An 18,717-nucleotide genomic window follows, 5' to 3' on the forward strand; every position below is an offset into this window, starting at 1 on the left:
AAAAATATAAAAAAAAGATTTTTTTTATTTATTAAAGTTTTAATATCTTTCCATGGCGGAAATTTCTTTGACGGCTGTATACATCTCCCTAGAGGAGGCTGAAGATGCAGTAAAACGACTTGAGCAAGCCCATTTTCCAATCGCCAATGTTTCTATCTTAGCACAGAATCTTTCGAGTGAAAAGAAAGTCCACGGCTACGTGACCGCTGGTGACATAGCTAAATCCGGGGCCTCGATTGGCGGATGGGTAGGAGGCCTTTTTGGGGTGCTTGTGGGAGCTGCCTTTGTTTGGGTTCCTGGGTTTGGTCCCCTCATTGTCGCAGGCCCTCTTTCCGCAGCTTTGCTTGGGGGTCTTGAAGGAATGGTGGCTGGAGGGATTGCCGGGGCTGCACTGGGTTTTTTGTCCGGATTGGGAATCGAGAAAAAACACATCTTGAAATTTGAAGAGCATCTCAAGGCCGGAAAATATCTTCTTGTGGTTCGGGGAAGTGCAGAAGAGATCGAAAGAGCAAAAAAAATTCTCGAGCAGGAAACGCATCCCGTAGAAATCCAGGCCCATTAGTCCCTATTTCTCGATAGAGCTCTTGGAATAAAGAGTCTTTTAAATTGGATGATGCCCAGCTAAGTGGACAGCTCCAAAAAAAATTCCAAAGCTAGGCCCGGTGAGAGGCTTGTAGCGGGGATGAAGAGGGATTTTTCTTGCGGAAGATTAGGCCATTTCCAAAAGATAGGAAGATAGGAAAGGAAACCGTATAAGGATTTAGAGTTTTTTGCAGATGACCGTAACTATCCTATGTTTTCTTTCTATCCCTCTTGGAGTTCTTAATTTTTCAAGTTCTTTTTTTATTTCTTCGACAACTTGGGGTTTACGTTCTTGGGGGATTTGAGAAAGAAAATTACCAAAGCTACTGGACTCAAAAAATTCCAAGATCTGTTCAGCTGTATCAGAATAAAAGGAATCTTCGTCTACTTGGAAGAGATCTATGGAAAAGCCACTCTTTTCAATGAGGCTTTGTATTTCTTGGATTCCCAGAGAAAAAGGGGAAAAAACCCCCTCTTCGGGTTTATAACCAAGGATTTTTATAACGGCTTTTTCAATAATGAGGCGGATAGGAGTATTCTGATTTTTATCTCCGGTCGTCAGACCGAGCTTTCCCTCCTTTTTGAGGATTCTTTTTATCTCCTTGAGGGTTTCTTCCTTTTTTTCAATCCAATGGAAAACACTATTGAGATAAACACAATCAAAAGAGTTATCGGCAAACCGGTAAAGATCGTCTGAACTGCCGACTTCAAAAAGGAGATTGGCTTTTGCCCTCTTTTTTGCGATTTCTACCCGGCAGACCAGGGGATCTATGCCTATAACCCTGCCTCTTGGACCTACAATTTCTGAAACGTGTAAAGCGAGCTTACCGGTACCGCAACCTATGTCTAATACCCGGTCTGCTGGCTTGATGCCCAATAGATTAATCATTTTTATACCATGGGCAAGTTGAGAGTAACTTAACTCATCGTATCTTTGGGCTAGCTCTTTTGTATCTTTATCCAGGTAAACTGCTTTCATTTTTTTGGCTAAAAAAATAAACAAATTTTATGCATGAACGGTTGCGTCAGGGCTTTTCCCATGGGTAAGCGGATCAGAAATTCGAAGGATTGGGCGGCCTTACATTAAGGGCAAATTCTTTTCTATTTCTTGCCAATCCAACGCGTTTAAAAATTCTTCGATGTACCCTTCTTTGTCTTGATTAAAGTCGGGTTCGTAAGCATGCTCGGCAAGATCTAAAGCAATCAGGGCATTCATGCCAGCAAACGGAAAAGCATCTTCCCTGTTGGAAGGAATGTTGAAAAGTTCTCCCGTAGAGTGATCCAAGACCGTCCAAACCCAACCGGAGGTATGCAATGCTTTCAGTTTCAGGTCTAACTTGAAATTTTCGATTGACTTGAAGTTGGATTCAAGAAGATCCTTGATTTTCCCTTCGCAACTGCCGTTTTTATTTAGGCCGCTAAAATAGAGTTCATGGCTCTTTATCCTTCCGTAGAGAGAATACCATTGTCCGATACCCGAGAAGGCAAGCTCATTTTTTGGAGATTCCTCTAGGGGTTGAGAAGAAAGCCAACGGCCAACGTACTCGTTACATTCTTTGGCCAAGTTGTTGGCTTCTTCCAATAGGTTCTTATACAAGTTGACGTGATTGGCCAGGGATTTCGAGGATATTTTGCCGATGCCGTTTTCAAACTTTTTTAAGAATAGCTCGGATTTATCGGGTAGAATTTTTAAGGAAAACAGGTCTGCCATTACTCAATTATATTGAGAAAATGGAATTTTGCCTAGCAAAAAACCTTTCCTCCCGTGGTGGGGCTATAAGCTAGCTTGGAATGCTTTAGTTTTCTTTTTTTTCCGTCGCGGAAAGAAGAAGTCTTTGGGCAAGCCTGACCGATTCTTCGTTGATTCCTCCAAGCATTCTGGCTATTTCCCTTAAACGATCTTCGGCGACAATTTCTTTGAGCAACACCCGTGTTGAATTTTCCGCAAGTTCTTTTACAACCTTGAAATGAGCATCACCTCCGGCTGCCATAGAAGGGAGGTGGGTGATGCAGAGAACTTGGTGTCGTGTTGACAGTTCCTTTAATAAAGAGCTGACTTTCCATGCTATTTCACCACCGATGTTGGCGTCTATTTCATCAAAGACCAGGATAGGAATAGGATCTGCAGCGGTAAGAACGGTTTTAAGGGCGAGCATAACCCGGGCTGCTTCACCGCTCGAAGCGATCTCTTTAAGAGGTTTCAAAGGCATTCCGGGATTGGGAGAAAAAAGAAATTCAATATCATCTTGACCGGTTGGGCTGATTGTATCTTTTTTCTCGACTCGGATCGAAAAGTCGGACTGGGCAAAGCCCAAAGATTTTAAAACCACCTGGATGGAGAGGGTCAGTTTTTCAGCTGTTTGTTTGCGCTTTGCGCTCAACAGGGAAGCTTCTTTGAGCAGCTCTTCTTTGAGTTGATTTTCTTTTAGGGAAAGACTAGCGATAAGATTTTCCTCTTCTTCGGCTTGCTCCAGTTCATGGATAAGCTGGTTTTTAAACTGGAGAATGCCATCAATATTTAAAGCAAATTTTCTTTTTAAATTTTCTAAGAAGTTTTTTCTCTGCTCGAGCTTTTCGAGCTCCTCGGGATTGATTTCGATCCGGGAAAAATAATCTTCAATTAACCTATCGAGCTCCAACAGGTCCCGGTTGGCTGACTGTTCCAAGGATACTGCTTGCGATCCTAAAGAAGGATCGAATTTCTCAACAGTACAGAGGAGCCTGTGCAAGGAAGATAGAGAAGAAAGAATCGAAGGATTGTTTTGGGAAAGGACCGATCGGATTTCAGCAATACAATCATAAATTTTCCAGCTGCTTCGAGCCAAATTTAACTTCTTTTCAATCTCCTCGTCTTCTCCGGGAACGAGATTTGCGGCTTCAATTTCCAACAGCTTGCGGTTGAGATGCTGCTTTTTTTTAAGAAGTTCTTCCGCGGAAAAAGATTCTTTTTTTCTTAAAAGGCCTTGATAATTTTCATAAAGATTTTTTAACCGCAAGAGCTCTTCTTCTAAATGGCCATAACTGTCGAGGAGTTTTTGCTGGTTTTTTTTATCGAATAGCGATTGATGATCATGAGGGCCAAGGACATCAATGAGGTTTTCTCCAACCTCTTTTAGAAGCGAAAGAGGAATGAGGTTGCCGTTTATAAATTGACGGCTCGTTCCGGTAGGGCGGATCTCTCTTCTGAGTATAAAAAAGGGGCTGTCCAGTTCTTCTATTCCTTTTTCTTGGAATAGGCTCACTACTCTTTTGCCGCATTCTCCAGATAGCTGGAACTCCCCCTCCACTATGCCCGTTTTATCTTTATTTTTCAGAAAGGAAGGGAGAGCTTTTTCTCCAGCCAAAAGCTTCAAGGAATCAATGACAATGGATTTTCCCGCCCCTGTTTCTCCGGTTAAAACATTTAGTCCAGGGACAAGTGACCATTCGAGCTCATCAATAAGGGCAAGGTTTTCAATCCTTAGCTTGAGCAACATGAGAATTTCATTTTAAAAAAAAAACCTCCGCGTTCAAGCTTCCTGTCGTTGCAGAGTTTCTTCTCCACTCTTTTTGCCGAGCAAATAAGCCCAAATGAAAGAATCCAGATCACCATCAAGAACCTCTTCGACCTGGGTTTTTGTTACTCCTGTTCTCAAGTCTTTAACCATCTTGTAAGGTTGGAGAACATAGGAACGAATTTGCCTACCCCAGCCTATTTCCCCTTTTTGACCATAGATTCTTTCCATTTCTGCTCTTTTTTTGTCTTTTTCCAGTTCGTAGAGCCGGGAACGTAGAATTTTCATTGCTGTGGCCTTATTTTGAATTTGACTCCGTTCGTTTTGGCAAACCACGACTATACCCGTAGGCAGATGGGTAATACGCACCGCGGAGTCGGTGGTGTTGACTCCCTGGCCCCCATGTCCCCCGGAACGAAAGACATCGATGCGCAGATCGCTTTCTTTAATTTCAATTTCGATGCTTTCGTCAACTTCAGCAACGACGTCAACAGAAGCAAAAGAAGTTTGTCTTTTCCCTTGAGCGTTGAAAGGGGAAATTCTTACCAAGCGATGGACACCACGCTCCGCTTTTAAATACCCATAGGCATAGCTTCCGGAGATAAGTAGGCTTGCCGATTTTATGCCTGCTTCTTCTCCGGGAAGAATATCTATAAGGCTTACTTTAAAGCCATGTCTTTCGGCATACCTTTGGTACATTCGTAAAAGCATGGCTGCCCAATCGCAGGCTTCGGTCCCTCCCGCTCCCGAATGAACAGATAGGATGGCGTTTTTCTGATCCATGGGATCAGAAAGAACGAGTTTGACTTCTATGCTGTCTAAAAGATCGGAATAAGCGTTGATTTCTTGCTCTAGTTCTTTCTCAAGAGAAGGATCTTCGCTTTCCTGTAAAAGATCATAGAGAGCCTCGATGTCTTTGAATCGATTGACAAGAGTTTTATAATCAGAAAATTTGGCTTTGAGTTCTTTGGACCTCGAAAGGGCTTTTTCAGCTTTTTCAGGCGTTTGCCAAAAACTCGGACTGGCCATTTCTTTTTCTAGGGATCGAAGTTCTCCTTCTATCTGGTTGGGATCAAAGAAACCCCCGTAAGACAGCTACCCTTTGTTTAAGTTCAGAAAGCCTGTCGGAAACAAGTTTCAAATCGATCATAGAGTAAAGCTATCTTAGGTGTTGCCAAAAAACAACTGCTTGTGATCCTTTGCCTTAAAAACCCTGGCCTATTGTTCAGTTATGTCGAAGGATGAGGATGTCTTTTTTCCCTTTCAAGTCTTTGAATGGCCTTGTGTATGCGATTTAAAGTTAAATCGACATTATCGAGATTTTTTTCTACTTCGTAGAGATTCCCCGACTTGTCGTAAATGAGTATCTGGGTTGAGTTTTTAGCCACTCCGAAATCTCGGGTGAGTGTGCCGTTATAGTCAATGACAGGAAAAGGCCTGGAGTGTTCATCAAAATGCTTTTTTATATGGGAAAGAGCCATGGCTTTAAAAAAGCCCGCATGCGAAATATCTTCAACTAAAATAAGAGCTACCTCGCTGGGAAGCTTGGTTTTAGGATCTTCCCCGAGAAGCTTTGCCCATTTTTCCTGTTTTCTGCCTTGGCTCATGTTGGGTACGGAAACAATGAAAACAGAAATTTTCCCGATGAACATCTCCCGGGGATGTTTTATCCCCAAGGGATCGATTAAAAAAGGAAAGGGAAGATGGTGGGCGTATCCCTCGTAAGGGATCCAGCCATGAGAAGAGGGTTTATCCGCGGCCATCAGGGCAGAAGAAGGAAAGATTGAAAAGAGCAAAAAAAGGGTGAGTGTTGGGCAACAACAACTTTTATTCATGAGAAGAAGAGGGCTTTTTAGGCGCCCGGTTTTGTTGACTTTTAAGAGCTAACGGCAACTGTAAGCTATTCGACAAAGCAAGGAACCACATGGAAGGGGGCAGACGTTTCTCTTTTTTAAAGAAAACATTTTTGGTTGTTTTGTTGTGAAATTACCTTAGTCTAATAAGTTTTAGAAAAAAGTCATCGCCTTTTTATGGAAGAAGAAGCTTCAAAAAATGCAAAAACTTTTTTTTCCCATCTTTCCGCTTCGGGTGAAGCGAGGATGGTCAGGGTGTCGGAAAAGCATGAACAAAAAAGAACTGCCGTTGCCGAAGGCTTTATCACTCTTTCCGGGAAAACTCTTGAGCTATTGAAAGCTCGTGCCATTCCTAAAGGAGATGTTTTAACCCTTGCCAAGGTTGCTTCTATTATGGCTGCAAAGAAAACGGCGGAATTGATCCCATTGGCTCATCCTATCGGGCTGAGCTTTGCTGACACTACTTTTGAGATTGAAGAGAAAGGGATAAGAGTGGTGTCAACGGCGGAGTCGGTTGCCAAGACAGGCGTGGAGATGGAAGCTCTTGTGATGGTTGCTATTGCGGTTTTGACCCTTTATGACATGTGTAAAGCCGTAGATCAATCCATGGTTATTGGTCCAATCAAGCTCCTCGAAAAGAAGAAAGCATGAAAATCGGTCGTGTGACGCTCAGTGACAGGGCAGCGGCAGGGATATATAAGGATGAAAGCGGTCCAGAAATAGAGAGGGTGATCAGCAATCTCTTTGAAGAGCCGGTGGAGTTTGTGTCGGTATTGATCCCCGATGATAAAGAGCTGCTCATATCCCAGTTTATTCGGCTTGTGGACGAGCTGGACTGTCCTCTTGTTTTGACTACGGGGGGTACAGGTCCAAGTGCAAGGGATATTACTCCTGAAGCGACCAAGGTTGTCCTGGATAAGGAGCTGCCCGGCTTTGGAGAAATCATGAGAATGGAGTCTTACAGGAAGGTAAAAACGGCCATTTTGTCCCGTGCGATAGCGGGCATACGCAAGCGATCGTTGATCGTCAACTTGCCGGGGAAACCTTCGGCAATTTCTGAATGCTTATCGTTATTGGGAGAAGCCATTGTCGAATGTTTAGATCATATTCGTGGCTATAGACCTACTTTATCCAACAAGCTGCATCCCTGAAGCCGGCCTGAAAAAATTTAAATCCACTTTGAGCTTACGTCGGTGATGAAGAAAGGTTGACATTTTTAAAAATTCTATAAACATAACGAGAAGAGCTGTTGAACTGTTGAAGGATGCATTGCAATTTTTTGAGCAGCGCTGGAAAAATGGCCCAAATGAACCATTAAAACCGATAGATGTAGAGATGGGGAAAAAAATCGAACCGAACTGGTTCCAACTTCGTTGCTTTGAGTTGATGGCGAGGGTTTGAACAGTTGATTAATGAGTTGATCTTTTTTATACTTTACCTCGAGTTGGCCGTCTTGAAGAGCCCTACGGCCAGTTCCGCCGGAAGGCAGGCCTGTGGAGAGGAAGGCTCTGGCCTGGTGCGAACGGGCCGGCCGCATCCAGCCTCGATGAGTAAGTCTGTCAGCTTTGCCCCTGTTTGAGCAGCAATGAATAAGTCTGACGGAACGGAAATTGCGTGGCAACCCCACAGTCAGGGTTGGTTTTTAAAGAAATTTTTAGATGTATAAATAAAGGCAATTTACGCTCTAGGTCTCCTTCCGCAAGGGAGGGGATACGGGGCGTCGCCCGCAAGGGTGGGGTAGACGGAGAGCCGGTTCTGCCTTGGATGATCGCATGGAACATCAGCTAGACAAAGGCAGCCGTTCCGTCTATATTGCGGGGAGGGCTCACCCCTATAGGGGTGGTAGGATCGGAGCGAGCCCAAGCTTGCGCCTGTGGTGAAGGCGCTTGTGCGGGGCACCCTCGGAAGAGGGTGTTCGCCGTTCCCCGCAGATGCAGGAAACCCTTGCGGTTCCTCCGGGTGGGAGTAATCCCTACCGGAAGCTCCGTCCGTGGGGAGGGGAGCTAAACTCTAGTATTGCAAATAGTGCGTAATGGTGTATTATGTAGGGCATGGAAAGCACTATGAGCACGGGCCGGGCGGCCAAGCTGCTGGGGGTCTTGGTCAAGACCATGCAGCGATGGGAGCGTGAAGGCCGACTAATTCCTGCGGTGCGGACCGACAGCAACCGAAGGCTTTACACCGAATCACAGCTTCGTGATTTTCTCGGCCTGCGCCATGCGGTGTCCGAGCCGACGCGGCTCATCATCGCCGATCGCTGGTATCCGAGCAGTCGCCTGTGTTCGGTTTGCGGGTGGAAGAACGAGGCGCTGACGCTCAAGGATCGGAGCTGGACGTGTCCCGAGTGCGGCACGCACCACGACCGCGACTTCAACGCGGCGCTCAACCTCAAACGGCTGGCAACCGCAACTGCCCTACCCGTGGCGAGTCCGTCTGGTAACAGCGGCACTGCGGCAGAGATGGTCTCTGCCGTAGTCGGGAAAGTTACGCCTGTCAGAGACGATTCCGTTGAGGAATCGGGGCAGGAAGAGAACAGTGCGCACCTTTGCGCATGTTTTTGATAGCAGGTTAACAGCCATTTCTAGAAAAAATTACTTATGAACGAAGGAAATAAAAAGACAGCACCAACGGTTTTTGAAATTGAAGAAGGAAACCAACTTCTAGCACGATTCGATCTTTACGAATTTCTTCCTTGTATAACCCTGGATGCGGAAACCGGGGAAGTGCTTATGCTTGGTTACATGAACCGGGAAGCCTTGGAAAAAACCATACAGAGCGGCCTTGCAACCTATTACAGCCGATCGAGAAAAAAAATTTGGGTCAAGGGTGAAGAATCCGGTTTTTTCCAGCACGTTCAAGATATTTTCATTGACGATGACCAAGATACCTTGCTTTTAAAAGTAAGAGTCGATGGAGGTGCTTCTTGCCATGTGGGTTACAGGAGTTGTTTTTATAGAAGGTTAAAAAAAGGGAGCAGCAAGGAACTGGAGTTTACTGAAACTCACAAGGTCTTTGATCCTAAAGTCGTTTACAAGCATGGCTGAGGCTCTCGTTTTTCTTTCTACTGTTCCCAATCGACCCATCTCACCATTTCTTCAAGCCTGTTTCTCCCGTCATGATGCCAGAATGCGGTGGGCTGTTGCATGAGCCCTACAGGACAAAATCTCGTTGCCCCCGCTTCTATGAAGATCGAAACAATGTTTTCGGGTGTTTTGTTGAAAACCCCGATCGTGCTGAGCATGCCTTTTATGGGATGGAGCCAATCTTTGAGTTTTGTTATTTCAACAAGATCGACATAGATCGTGCGATAGCCGCATGTGGGTTCGAAACGAGGGGTTTTCCTTAAAATGACCGTCCAGGGGTTTGGCTCAAGCAGACTGTTTCCCCATAACGGCCATCCCAACGCTTTGGCGCAATCCCTACGATTTTTGATTTCCGCCAAGGCTTCGATGTCCAGGGATGCGGGATGCCGGTCCCGATTTTCTCTCAAACTGTCAGAGAGAACCTGGCAAAAAGACTCTATTTTTTCCCTTGCAGAGTTTCCTTCAACAACGATTGTTTGAGGGGAAAGGCACCCCAACTGGCTATAGAGACTAATGTCATGGGCTGCTAGGGCGATTTTCTCTTTGTCGATCTCTTCGATTGCCCCTAGCCAAATTAGGCTTACTTTATGCCCATGACCGATAAATCTCTTGGTAGTCGGAGTAAGGCTTTTGAAATGTTCTATGGTCTTTTGTTGTCCAAAAACAACAATGCAATCGGACTGGTCAAAAGCTTGTCGATTAAACTCCTCGTAGAGTGCAACCTTGTCTCGGAGTTTTTGAGGAAGAGAAGAGATGAATTGGAGCATCGGTTTTTTGATGGGCTTTGGGCATTGTATCGCGTTGAAAGAACCAAGCAGTAGGCCGAGCATAAGGCTTTGAAACCCTGCTATGGGAGTGTTGGCGGCGAGCACATGATAGATTTGATAGGGAGCAATGGCTTTTGTCCGACCTTGACCATAAGGGAAAAAACCATCCAAAGCCGTTATGCTTTTTAGTTCAAGCTCTAAAAGGGTAGCAAGATCCTTTTTGCTTTTGAATCCCATTTCAGGGAAAAGTCTGCAAACGCCGTCAAGCAGTTCAATTCTTTCAAGCGTATCCATGGATTGCCTTATCCTTCGAGAAGTTTAAGGGCTTCAAATAGAAAGCATTTCTTCAACACTTAATGAACAACCTCGTGGGGAAGCGGCCCTCGATCTTCCGAGGAGGAAAAAACTTTCTTGGGTTTTTATCGCGACATCCCCTGTTTGAATGCATAAAATTGAATCAATATTGGCGAGATCTATCCAGCGAATTAACCCTTTTTGGCCTACTTGGCACTCTTTGTCGGTTCTTGGATCAATCACCAGAATTCTAGCCCAAGGAGGAGTATGAAATTCTCCATCATGTCCCCGGGAATAGGCCTGGCTGGATAATTCCGTCATCCCATATTCGCTGAATATCCGATCTTGAGGTAACCCAAAATAAGAAGAAAGTCTTTGATAGAATTCTTTTTTATCGATCTCTTTGGATTTCCCTTTCATTCCACCGGTTTCAAGGATAAACGAGCCTTGGGGTAAGGGGAGAGGATCGTCAGGTTGATTTTCCATAAGGTAAGCGAAGCTGAAAGCGGTTCCACAAATACCTAGTTTTTTGTTTTCAAGGATATCAGCCGTTAGTTTTTTCCTAAAGGGTTCGATTGAGAATGTTTTGTTTTCGATCCAAAAAGAGGAAGGAAAGGGATTTTTTTCCGCCCAAAATGAGAACATCGCAGATAAAGAGGACCGGGGCTCTTCTTTAGGAGAGGGAGCCAAGAAATGGAGGTGGACCGAATCGATAGGAACGGCTGCTTGGAGAGCTCCGAGCCATGAAACGGCCTTGTAAATCTCATTGTCCCAAAAGTAATGTTTGCCGCGAACTCCAGAAGTGGTTCCACTTGTAAGGTAAAAAACGGCTGCTTTTTCTATTTCATGGCAGAAGACGGTTGCTTTTTTGAAAAGTTCTTGGGGAAGGGCGGGAATATCCCTCCAGCATGGAATGTCTTGCGGAAAAGATTGGCAAAAGATTTTATAGGGAGGACAGTGGTTTTTTTGAAACTCAAATAAAAACAGGGCGAGAGAATTGAAACGTTGAGGATTTTCTACGAGGGAGATGATCTGATCCATCCACCATTGTCTGTTGACCGGGTCTTGGAAAAAACTTCTTTGCAGTTCTTGAGCTTTTTCTTTCATTTTTGCAATGGAGAAATAAACTAAATTAAAATATACGGATTTTTTAAGAAAATCTCTTTAAATGCCGAGCATGGCCAATGCAAAATAAAAATGACCAGACTTTTTTATCTCCCTCTATTACTCTTGAAGGGGAGTTGTGGGTTAAGGAAAAGGCGGTTGTCAATTGTCATTTTCATGGAAAAATAAGAGTGGATGGAAAATTAGAAATCCTTTCTGGAGCCGTGATTGAAGGCGAAGTTTACGCTCAAGCTATAGAAATTGATGCGGGAGCGATCATCAATGGGAAAATAGTCATCGGCAAAAGCAAACCCAACAATTAATGAAACCTTTGGATTTAATCAAAGAGCTAACCAGCAAAACAAAGGTCATCCATTGTCCCTTTTGTGGGCATACCCAAACAGAGTCCAAGTGGGCTCTTTCAACCCTTTGCAAAAGCTGTTGCCGCTACATCGGGTTGGCTTCGAGAAGAGAAGCAGACCACCGGATTGCTTCTCCTTCTTCTTTAGTTAAAACTCGAGTAGTGGTTTGTCCCTATTGCTCTCACTCTCAAAAAATTTATGCAGAGGCGATTTCCGTGGGTTGTCCCCATTGTGGAGCCTATCTTTACGTCGAAAATCTTTATGTAAAAGGGAAAATAAAGAGAAAACTTTCTACTCTCGGAGATATCCAATTTGGAGTGGGTTCAGAATATTCGGGACCTCCTGTCCAGGGAAGAAAAATAAAGATCAGAGGCATCATTCAAGCCTCGGTGAAAGCATTGGAAGAAGTGGAATTTTACTCCCAATGTTCGGTTAAAGGGGTAGTTTTTGCTCCAAGGGTGACAGTGAACCGGTTTGCTTCGGTCCAGGCCAGGGAAATTATCAGCGGACAGCTTGTTATTAAAGGAATAGTTCAAAGTGAAAAGGTTATAGCCAAGGATTTTTTAAAAATCGAATCTTTCGGTCGTTTAATCACAAAAAAAATGCTCACCAATCGATTGGTTGCCGAGCCTTTTTCTCACTTGGAGGCGGAATTTAAAACCTATTCTTGCCTTAGCCGCGAAACTCAAAAAAACTTTGTCGAGCTGGGAGAGGAAAGACTGTTGGAAATATGAAAAATATTTTGCCTTTCGTAGGGCATTGTGCTTGTATTTAGATTTTTTACTGGAGGATAAAATGTCTCAACACCGCAGTTATCGTACCGGTTCATTGTTAGTGGCTAAAAGAAATGTCCTTAAAAGATACGAAAGAATTAATATCCTAAAGAAACAGGGAAAATGGAAAGAGGGAGATAAAGTCCTTGGTTTACCCAAGACAAAACCGATCTGATTTTTGAATCGAGCCTTAAACTTTTTTGTTCTTGATGCCTCCCAACAAAAAAGGCTCTTTGAGGGGAGGGGTGCTCTTATTCTTGAATGACTTCAAAATAGTCGGCCACGGGAGATCGAATAAAAGAAAATTTTTGATGGCCTAGATCGATTTTCTGACTCACTTGGAGCTCCCTTGGGGTAAGTTTAATCGGCTCTTTAGAGCCAAAAAGAATCAAGCGTTGGGGATAACGGCGGCTGAATTGAGGAATGCCCAAGCCATAGCGAACGTGGATTTCTCCTGTGACCACGCAGACCGTCCTGCGTGTTCCTAGGGGCGATTCAAGAAAGTTCATAATTTGCTTGGCCATGAAGGCTTCCCTAACTCTTTGGGCCTCTATTGCATGGGCGATCCTTTTATCGTCCATGAAGGAATGGACGGCAAGGAAGGGGGTTAAAAAATTTTTATAGAGTGGGCTTAGGGAAGGCAGGGGATAAAGCTCCTTTTCTTTTTCAGTTAAAGAACTGTAACCCCCTCGCGCAATTTTGGAAGGGATCGAGGGCCGAATATCTATGCCGATAATAGGGATACGATGTTTTTGAGCAAAAAGGCAAAGCGGACGGTAGTCGAGGTAATTGGGCCATTTTTTTTGCCATTGGATAAGTTTAGCAAATTGCTCGAAGCTTAGATGGCCTTCTGCAAACTGGTTAATCAATTTTTGATCTTGGGCGTCGAGAGATTCAAGGGCCAAAGCCAGAGGAACTTCCCTGCGGTAAAGAAGCCGTAGAATATCCAACTGGGCTTTGTGGTGAGTTTTTAGGGTGTGAACCTCACCCAGGTAAATGATCCGCGATTGAGAGAGATCCTTGAGTAGTTCTTGCTGGTTGACAACGGTCCCGTGCAAGATATCTATCCAGGTGTTTTCAATGGACCATCCAGTGGTGAGAACACTGAAAAGTAAAAAAAAGGTCAGCAAAGGATTGTTCACAGGAAGGCTCAATAGCAAAGAAACTTAACAAGGATGGGAGTTGCAGCCGAGAGCGAAGAGGGCATCAATTTTCTCTATCGAGAGCTCCTGCCAGCTTTGAACGACTATATCGGCTTTTTCCAAGCTTTCTTTTGATCGGGTTGTTGTCAAAGCCACTACGTGCATTCCTGCAGCTATGGCTGATTCGACGCCGGCAGGGGCATCTTCAAAGACGACGCAATGGGTTGGAGGATAACCCAGTTTTTGGGCGGTGAGCAGATAGGGCATTGGACTGGGCTTGCCTTCCTTAACGTCTTCTGCACAGACCAAGACGCTGAAATAAGGGCTAAGGCCAAGTTGTTCCAATACGAAGCTGATGTTGGTTTTTGTTGTCGAAGAACATACGGCCATGGGAATGTGCTTTTTTTTAAGAGCGTTGAGAAAGCCTATTATTCCCTCGACCAACTGAAGCCCTTCTTCCCGGACTATGTTTTTGTAAAGTTCTTCTTTTCTTTTTGAAAGCTTGTAAATCTCCTCTAAGTTTTGTGTCCATCCAAGGTATTGAGAAATGATGGTTTCGTTTTTCATTCCAAAAGTTTTTTCCATAAAATGCGGGTCGATCTCTTTTCCTTGTTCTAAAGCAAGGAGTCGCCAACTTTTTTCATGTTGTTTGAGTGAATCGACGATGACTCCGTCCCAATCAAAAAGAGCAGCCCATGGATAAAGAGGAGGTTTGTTCATAAATAAGCCAATAGGTTAGCGGACCGGCTCAAATCCAGATATGAATCCAAGAAAAAAACACTATTTCTTGAGCAATCGGTCAGCCGAAAAGCTAACGATAGGGTTATATTTGTTCAAGTTTTTTAGGGAAATCATCGCTTTTTCTTTATCCGCAACATTCCCTGTCTTTTCTTTTTGCCCTGATTTTTGTACAATTCAAGCAAAAAGTACTTCGGCAATAACCGAACAAAAAAGGGCGAAAGACTATAAAGACAAAGCCCTCCATGCCATTTATAATAATCGCAATGCTATCGCCATAAGGTACTTAAAGAAAAGTTTATCCTTATTTGCCGAAGATCCACAGATCAGCGAACTTCTTGCTTTAGCCTATCTTAGGGAAGACAAGGTTAAGGAGGCTGTCTTATGGCTGGACAGGTCGAAACAGGGCGATGTGGCTTCTTTTTATAGGGAAATTGGGCCCCCTTTCCAGGTGGCTGCCTTTAAAAGCGTTCGGTTGGCCTTCGTGGATTCTCCCTATCCTTTTTATCCACTTGTAGAGGTTAATATTAAAGGGAGGAGTTTTTTATTTTTGGTTGACACGGGTTCCTCAACCAGTCTTGTGGATAAGCAGCTGGCCCAAGAGATAGGGATGAAGGGAAGATCCCCTTTAAAGCTGGTTTTGAGTAGCGGCAACAAGACCGAAGGCTTGCTGTGTGCCATTGAGAGTATCAGTTTGGGCCCGTTGTTCGTGAAAAACGTTCCGGCACTCATCGTCGGTCAACTCCATCAAAAACCGTATGCCCGGGGATATAATTTTCAGGGAGTCTTGGGAATGGATTTTTTATCTCGGTTCAATCTTCTCATCGATTATCCCAATAGGGTTATTAACCTTTTGAAAAAGAATATTGCCGGTGAAGATGTTGTCGCTACAGGTTCTAAGATCGTGGCTGAAATTCCTTTTTTTCTTAATCCCCAGGGATTGATCTTTCTTAAAGGAAAATGCCGCTTGAAGGAATTTTTATTTCTCTTCGATACAGGCTCGAGAGATTATCCTATGGAATTTTCTAAAGAATTTGTCCGAGCCTTGAAGCTCACCCGGGGATCTTTAGATGATCCTTTGAGTTGTGTGACCCTGGATAGCCTGCAGATCAAAGGATTAAGGGGCGATTTTACTCCCTTGTCTTTGGAAATGCCTACCTTGGAAAAAATACCTTTTGGGGGAATTATTGGAAATAGCTTGTTGCATCGCTACAAGCTGTTTTTTGATTTCCAGAGAATGGTATTGCGACTTTTTTTATAGAATGAGAGCAAAAAAAAAATATAAAATGGGCAGACAGGGATTCGAACCCTGAACCAAGTGCTTAAAAGGCACCTGCTCTACCGTTGAGCTATCTGCCCTTGATCCATAGAATTTATTTTCTTTAAAAAAAATGTCTAAAAAAAATCTAAAATTTTTGATCTCTTTTTCTTATATGAAAATAACGTTGTTTTTGTCTATCCAAAAGGTATAGTTTCAAAAACCCGGTGATTACCATATTCTTATGAAGAATATCTCAGTGACTGCCTTAGCCGATTGTCAAAGCCAGAAAGACCATAGAAAAATCAAGATCAACAGGGTGGGGGTTAAGGGACTTAAATATCCGATAGAAGTTCGAGATAAGAATTTTGAAAGCCAGCATACCGTTGCGACCGTATCCCTTCTTGTCGATCTTCCCCACCATTTTAAGGGGACGCATATGAGCCGATTTGTCGAAGTGCTCAATGCTCACGGGCGGATGATCCATGTCAGCAATGTTTTTGCCATCGTTCATGAACTTCAAAGGAAACTGCATGCTGAAACAGCTCATGTCATCTTAGAGTTCCCCTATTTTATAGAAAAAAAGGCCCCGGTAACGGAATCAAAAGGGTTGGTGGACTACTGGGTTCGGTTTGAAGCGGCAGCCTATCTCGATGAGACCGATTTCGTGATGTGGGTGACCGTACCGGTTACCACTTTGTGCCCCTGTTCAAAGGCGATTAGTGACAGAGGGGCACACAACCAGAGAGGGTATGTTTCCGTGGCTTTGCGATTTATCCATACGATTTGGATTGAAGACGTCATTGAGATGGTGGAAGCGTCGGCAAGTAGTCCGATTTATTCTCTTCTCAAAAGACCCGATGAAAAGTATGTGACTGAACAGGCCTTTGATAACCCGGTGTTCGTGGAAGACTTGGTTCGCAACGTGGCTCTTAGACTTAATGCCAATCCCGATATTTTCTGGTATAGGGTGGAAGCCGAAAACATGGAAAGCATCCATAATCATGCCGCTTATGCTTGCGTGGAGAAAGGATCAGAAAGTTAAAAAGCTAGATCATCCTCTTTTTTCTTTTCCTAAAAAGAAGAAAGGTTATTTTTATTGCGCAATTTTTTAAATTGAGTTATAAATACTATTTATAGATCCGTGGGGGAGCCTTTATGGCTGAGAGGTTTCCCTTAATGAAGAGGGAAACGACCCTATGAACCTGATCCGGATAATGCCGGCGGAGGGAAAGGATGGATTTTCTTTTTTTTGATCTTATCTTCTTTTCTTCTTGTTGGCTCTTCTCTCAATGGAGGAAGTAGCGATGATTCAAAACCAATCCCGTTTGACTTATCTTGATATTGTTTCTAAAGGAAAAGAATTAAGTTCATTTCTGTTGTCTTTTTTTCCCAATTCTCAAAAGATTTACCTCAAGGGTGATAATCCAGGGGTCAATGTTCCATTTAGGAAAATAAAACTATCGCCAAACAGCGGAACTCGTAGCTCGGAGCCTTCCTTTTTTTATTCGTATGATACCTCCGGCCCTTATACGGATCCTTCATCGGGGGTAGAAATAGGCAAAGGACTTTTTCCAGTACGGGCGCAGTGGATACAACAAAGAGAAGATTGTGAATTTTATGAAGGTCGAATTGTGCAATTGAAAGAGAGGGGACGGCTCCCAGATGCCCAGAAAGAATTGGCCTTTAAAAATGGACAATTAGGGCTTTTCAACCGCATGCCTTTACGGGCTAAAGCGGGAAGAAGGGTAAGCCAGATGCATTATGCCAAAAAAGGAATCGTTACCCCGGAGATGGAATTTGTGGCCATAAGAGAAAACTTAGGGAGAAAAGATTTTTCCTTGCGCCGGGGTGAAGGGTTTCTCTATTCCCAGCATGTGGGTTGCTCATGGGGAGCATCGATTCCCGGGGAAATTACTCCGGAATTTGTCAGAAGAGAAGTGGCCGCGGGTCGGGCGATTATTCCTTCCAATATTAACCATCCCGAACTTGAACCCATGATCATTGGCCGAAATTTCCGGGTTAAAATCAATGCCAACATAGGCAATTCGGCTATCAGCTCTTCGATGTCCGAGGAAGTGGCTAAACTGCTCTGGGCTATTCTTTGGGGAGCGGATACGGTCATGGATCTTTCTACGGGTAAAAATATCCACCAGATCCGTGAATTAATTATCCGTTCCAGTCCTGTGCCCATTGGCACGGTGCCCATCTATGAAGCCTTGGAAAAGGTTGGAGGTGTTCCAGAAGAATTAAGTTGGGAAATTTACAGGGATACTTTAATAGAACAAGCCGAGCAGGGAGTGGATTATTTTACCATTCATGCAGGAGTCCTTTTAAGGTATATCCCCTACACGGTCAATCGGCTCTGCGGTATTGTGAGTAGGGGAGGATCGATCATGGCCAAATGGTGTTTGGCCCACCACCAAGAAAACTTTCTTTATACTCATTTTGACGAAATTTGCGAGATTTTAAGCGCTTATGATGTCAGTATTTCCCTTGGAGATGGATTAAGGCCGGGGGCGATAGCGGATGCCAACGATAAGGCACAACTCAGCGAGCTTTATACTCTTGGAGAATTGACTAAAAAAGCTTGGGATCATGATGTCCAGGTGATGATTGAGGGACCAGGGCATATCCCGATGCAGCTGATCAAAGAAAATATGGATTTAGAATTAAAACATTGTTTTGAAGCCCCCTTTTATACCCTAGGGCCTTTGACTACCGACATTGCTCCCGGCTACGATCATATTACCAGTGCGATAGGGGCAGCCATGATCGGTTGGTTTGGTTGTTCGATGTTATGCTATGTTACTCCTAAGGAACACTTGGGATTGCCCAACTTGGATGACGTAAAAACTGGGGTTATTGCTTATAAAATTGCTGCGCATGCGGCTGACCTGGCTAAAGGTTTCCCCGGTGCGCAACTCCACGATAATTTTTTGAGTGACGCCCGGTTTCATTTCCGATGGGAAGATCAATTTAATTTAAGCCTGGATCCGGTCACAGCACGTAGTTTCCATGACGAAAACTTGCCCCAGCCGGCGGCAAAAACCGCCCATTTTTGTTCAATGTGTGGTCCGAAATTCTGTTCCATGAAAATTACCGAAGAAGTACTAAAATACGCAGAAGAGAACAACTTAGCCCTTAAAGATGCCTTTAAAGAAGGAATGAAAGAAAAAGCCCGTCAATTTAATCAAATCAAAAATATTTATATTTGATATATTTTTTTTTATTTTTCTCCTTTTCTTTTTCGTATAATTATATTTT

Annotated in this window: 19 protein-coding genes, 1 tRNA gene, 2 pseudogenes and 1 riboswitch; of the genes and pseudogenes, 12 read left to right on the top strand and 10 right to left on the bottom strand. The window is 43.9% G+C overall.

From position 1 onward, the window contains the following. The first annotated feature begins 52 nt into the window (after positions 1-52). Entirely contained in the window at positions 53-562 is a 510-nt protein-coding gene (locus tag MINF_RS00190; protein ID WP_048809976.1) for a general stress protein, read from the top strand. A gap of 198 nt (positions 563-760) precedes the next feature. Here the strand turns inward: MINF_RS00190 and MINF_RS00195 are convergent, their stop codons facing one another. From MINF_RS00195 to MINF_RS00215, 5 genes are all read right to left on the bottom strand, one after another. Further along, positions 761-1,561 (bottom strand): class I SAM-dependent methyltransferase, encoded by an 801-nt coding sequence (locus MINF_RS00195; protein WP_148205062.1) that lies wholly within the window; start codon positions 1,559-1,561, stop codon positions 761-763. A 99-nt stretch (positions 1,562-1,660) separates the two neighbouring features. Beyond that, positions 1,661-2,293, bottom strand: coding sequence for a superoxide dismutase (locus MINF_RS00200; protein ID WP_012462390.1), 633 nt, complete (start codon positions 2,291-2,293; stop codon positions 1,661-1,663). An 85-nt stretch (positions 2,294-2,378) separates the two neighbouring features. Then, on the bottom strand, positions 2,379-4,058 hold the full coding sequence (gene recN, locus MINF_RS00205; RefSeq protein ID WP_012462391.1) for a DNA repair protein RecN: 1,680 nt from the start codon (positions 4,056-4,058) through the stop codon (positions 2,379-2,381). Positions 4,059-4,091: 33 nt separating this feature from the next. Then, a protein-coding gene (prfB, locus tag MINF_RS00210) for a peptide chain release factor 2 (RefSeq protein WP_148205063.1) occupies positions 4,092-5,226 on the bottom strand; the annotation gives its coding sequence in 2 pieces (ribosomal slippage) (positions 4,092-5,150 and positions 5,152-5,226; 1,134 coding nt in all). 79 nt (positions 5,227-5,305) lie between these two features. Next, a complete protein-coding gene (locus MINF_RS00215; protein ID WP_012462393.1) occupies positions 5,306-5,911 on the bottom strand; it encodes a hypothetical protein in 606 nt (201 codons plus the stop codon). Between the two features lie 195 nt (positions 5,912-6,106). On the opposite strand from MINF_RS00215, the gene moaC reads away from it, so the two are divergent. The 5 genes and pseudogenes from moaC to hisI all read left to right on the top strand — a co-directional run bounded on the left by moaC (position 6,107) and on the right by hisI (position 8,973). Then, positions 6,107-6,580, top strand: coding sequence for a cyclic pyranopterin monophosphate synthase MoaC (moaC, locus tag MINF_RS00220; RefSeq protein WP_012462394.1), 474 nt, complete (start codon positions 6,107-6,109; stop codon positions 6,578-6,580). After that, positions 6,577-7,080, top strand: a complete 504-nt coding sequence (gene mog / locus MINF_RS00225) for a molybdopterin adenylyltransferase (protein ID WP_012462395.1) — start codon at positions 6,577-6,579, stop codon at positions 7,078-7,080. The genes moaC and mog overlap by 4 nt, the downstream gene beginning before the upstream one ends. A 900-nt stretch (positions 7,081-7,980) precedes the next feature. Beyond that, positions 7,981-8,175, top strand: a pseudogene (locus tag MINF_RS11915) (MerR family DNA-binding transcriptional regulator); the annotation flags it as partial. Next, positions 8,164-8,490: pseudogene (locus tag MINF_RS11270) on the top strand (zinc ribbon domain-containing protein); the annotation flags it as partial. The pseudogenes MINF_RS11915 and MINF_RS11270, both read left to right, overlap by 12 nt. Before the next feature lie 36 nt (positions 8,491-8,526). Next, positions 8,527-8,973, top strand: a complete 447-nt coding sequence (gene hisI / locus MINF_RS00235) for a phosphoribosyl-AMP cyclohydrolase (protein ID WP_012462398.1) — start codon at positions 8,527-8,529, stop codon at positions 8,971-8,973. 17 nt (positions 8,974-8,990) lie between these two features. Here hisI and MINF_RS00240 read toward each other — a convergent pair whose 3' ends face one another. Then, positions 8,991-10,073 (bottom strand): acyl-CoA reductase, encoded by a 1,083-nt coding sequence (locus tag MINF_RS00240; protein ID WP_012462399.1) that lies wholly within the window; start codon positions 10,071-10,073, stop codon positions 8,991-8,993. A gap of 33 nt (positions 10,074-10,106) precedes the next feature. Further along, the gene (locus MINF_RS00245; RefSeq protein WP_012462400.1) at positions 10,107-11,180 is read right to left on the bottom strand and encodes a LuxE/PaaK family acyltransferase; all 1,074 of its coding nucleotides are present in this window, start codon (positions 11,178-11,180) and stop codon (positions 10,107-10,109) included. Between the two features lie 77 nt (positions 11,181-11,257). On the opposite strand from MINF_RS00245, the gene MINF_RS00250 reads away from it, so the two are divergent. The 3 genes from MINF_RS00250 (at position 11,258) to MINF_RS00260 (ending at position 12,487) form a co-directional block, all read left to right on the top strand. Next, positions 11,258-11,500: a bactofilin family protein gene (locus MINF_RS00250; protein WP_012462401.1), complete on the top strand. Its 243-nt coding sequence runs from the start codon at positions 11,258-11,260 to the stop codon at positions 11,498-11,500. After that, positions 11,500-12,273 (top strand): polymer-forming cytoskeletal protein, encoded by a 774-nt coding sequence (locus MINF_RS00255; protein WP_012462402.1) that lies wholly within the window; start codon positions 11,500-11,502, stop codon positions 12,271-12,273. Before MINF_RS00250 ends, MINF_RS00255 begins: the two co-directional genes overlap by 1 nt. Before the next feature lie 61 nt (positions 12,274-12,334). Further along, on the top strand, positions 12,335-12,487 hold the full coding sequence (locus MINF_RS00260) for a small basic protein (protein WP_012462403.1): 153 nt from the start codon (positions 12,335-12,337) through the stop codon (positions 12,485-12,487). Positions 12,488-12,563: 76 nt separating this feature from the next. Here MINF_RS00260 and MINF_RS00265 read toward each other — a convergent pair whose 3' ends face one another. Further along, a complete protein-coding gene (locus MINF_RS00265; protein WP_148205065.1) occupies positions 12,564-13,454 on the bottom strand; it encodes a ChaN family lipoprotein in 891 nt (296 codons plus the stop codon). A gap of 24 nt (positions 13,455-13,478) precedes the next feature. Beyond that, on the bottom strand, positions 13,479-14,174 hold the full coding sequence (locus tag MINF_RS00270; RefSeq protein ID WP_012462405.1) for an HAD family hydrolase: 696 nt from the start codon (positions 14,172-14,174) through the stop codon (positions 13,479-13,481). A gap of 40 nt (positions 14,175-14,214) precedes the next feature. Between MINF_RS00270 and MINF_RS00275 the strand changes: the two genes are divergently transcribed. Beyond that, positions 14,215-15,453, top strand: coding sequence for an aspartyl protease family protein (locus MINF_RS00275; RefSeq protein ID WP_012462406.1), 1,239 nt, complete (start codon positions 14,215-14,217; stop codon positions 15,451-15,453). 26 nt (positions 15,454-15,479) lie between these two features. Here the strand turns inward: MINF_RS00275 and MINF_RS00280 are convergent. Beyond that, positions 15,480-15,551, bottom strand: a tRNA-Lys gene (locus MINF_RS00280). A 143-nt stretch (positions 15,552-15,694) separates the two neighbouring features. On the opposite strand from MINF_RS00280, the gene folE2 reads away from it, so the two are divergent. Beyond that, the gene (gene folE2, locus MINF_RS00285; RefSeq protein WP_012462407.1) at positions 15,695-16,495 is read left to right on the top strand and encodes a GTP cyclohydrolase FolE2; all 801 of its coding nucleotides are present in this window, start codon (positions 15,695-15,697) and stop codon (positions 16,493-16,495) included. A 91-nt stretch (positions 16,496-16,586) separates the two neighbouring features. Further along, positions 16,587-16,699: riboswitch (TPP riboswitch) on the top strand. 58 nt (positions 16,700-16,757) lie between these two features. Further along, the gene (gene thiC, locus MINF_RS00290) at positions 16,758-18,668 is read left to right on the top strand and encodes a phosphomethylpyrimidine synthase ThiC (RefSeq protein ID WP_079200397.1); all 1,911 of its coding nucleotides are present in this window, start codon (positions 16,758-16,760) and stop codon (positions 18,666-18,668) included. Positions 18,669-18,717: the final 49 nt, after the last annotated feature.

The sequence above is a fragment of the Methylacidiphilum infernorum V4 genome, assembly GCF_000019665.1.
In the GTDB taxonomy this organism is placed as follows: Bacteria; Verrucomicrobiota; Verrucomicrobiia; order Methylacidiphilales; family Methylacidiphilaceae; genus Methylacidiphilum; species Methylacidiphilum infernorum.

Bases quoted from the DNA above. Each gene is read 5' to 3' on its own strand.
- MINF_RS00190 (WP_048809976.1), top strand. From the start codon at position 53: ATGGCGGAAATTTCTTTGACGGCTGTATACATCTCCCTAGAGGAGGCT.
- MINF_RS00195 (WP_148205062.1), bottom strand. From the start codon at position 1,561: ATGAAAGCAGTTTACCTGGATAAAGATACAAAAGAGCTAGCCCAAAGA.
- MINF_RS00200 (WP_012462390.1), bottom strand. From the start codon at position 2,293: ATGGCAGACCTGTTTTCCTTAAAAATTCTACCCGATAAATCCGAGCTA.
- recN (WP_012462391.1), bottom strand. From the start codon at position 4,058: ATGTTGCTCAAGCTAAGGATTGAAAACCTTGCCCTTATTGATGAGCTC.
- MINF_RS00215 (WP_012462393.1), bottom strand. From the start codon at position 5,911: ATGAATAAAAGTTGTTGTTGCCCAACACTCACCCTTTTTTTGCTCTTT.
- moaC (WP_012462394.1), top strand. From the start codon at position 6,107: ATGGAAGAAGAAGCTTCAAAAAATGCAAAAACTTTTTTTTCCCATCTT.
- mog (WP_012462395.1), top strand. From the start codon at position 6,577: ATGAAAATCGGTCGTGTGACGCTCAGTGACAGGGCAGCGGCAGGGATA.
- hisI (WP_012462398.1), top strand. From the start codon at position 8,527: ATGAACGAAGGAAATAAAAAGACAGCACCAACGGTTTTTGAAATTGAA.
- MINF_RS00240 (WP_012462399.1), bottom strand. From the start codon at position 10,073: ATGGATACGCTTGAAAGAATTGAACTGCTTGACGGCGTTTGCAGACTT.
- MINF_RS00245 (WP_012462400.1), bottom strand. From the start codon at position 11,180: ATGAAAGAAAAAGCTCAAGAACTGCAAAGAAGTTTTTTCCAAGACCCG.
- MINF_RS00250 (WP_012462401.1), top strand. From the start codon at position 11,258: ATGCAAAATAAAAATGACCAGACTTTTTTATCTCCCTCTATTACTCTT.
- MINF_RS00255 (WP_012462402.1), top strand. From the start codon at position 11,500: ATGAAACCTTTGGATTTAATCAAAGAGCTAACCAGCAAAACAAAGGTC.
- MINF_RS00260 (WP_012462403.1), top strand. From the start codon at position 12,335: ATGTCTCAACACCGCAGTTATCGTACCGGTTCATTGTTAGTGGCTAAA.
- MINF_RS00270 (WP_012462405.1), bottom strand. From the start codon at position 14,174: ATGAACAAACCTCCTCTTTATCCATGGGCTGCTCTTTTTGATTGGGAC.
- MINF_RS00275 (WP_012462406.1), top strand. From the start codon at position 14,215: ATGAATCCAAGAAAAAAACACTATTTCTTGAGCAATCGGTCAGCCGAA.
- folE2 (WP_012462407.1), top strand. From the start codon at position 15,695: ATGAAGAATATCTCAGTGACTGCCTTAGCCGATTGTCAAAGCCAGAAA.
- thiC (WP_079200397.1), top strand. From the start codon at position 16,758: ATGATTCAAAACCAATCCCGTTTGACTTATCTTGATATTGTTTCTAAA.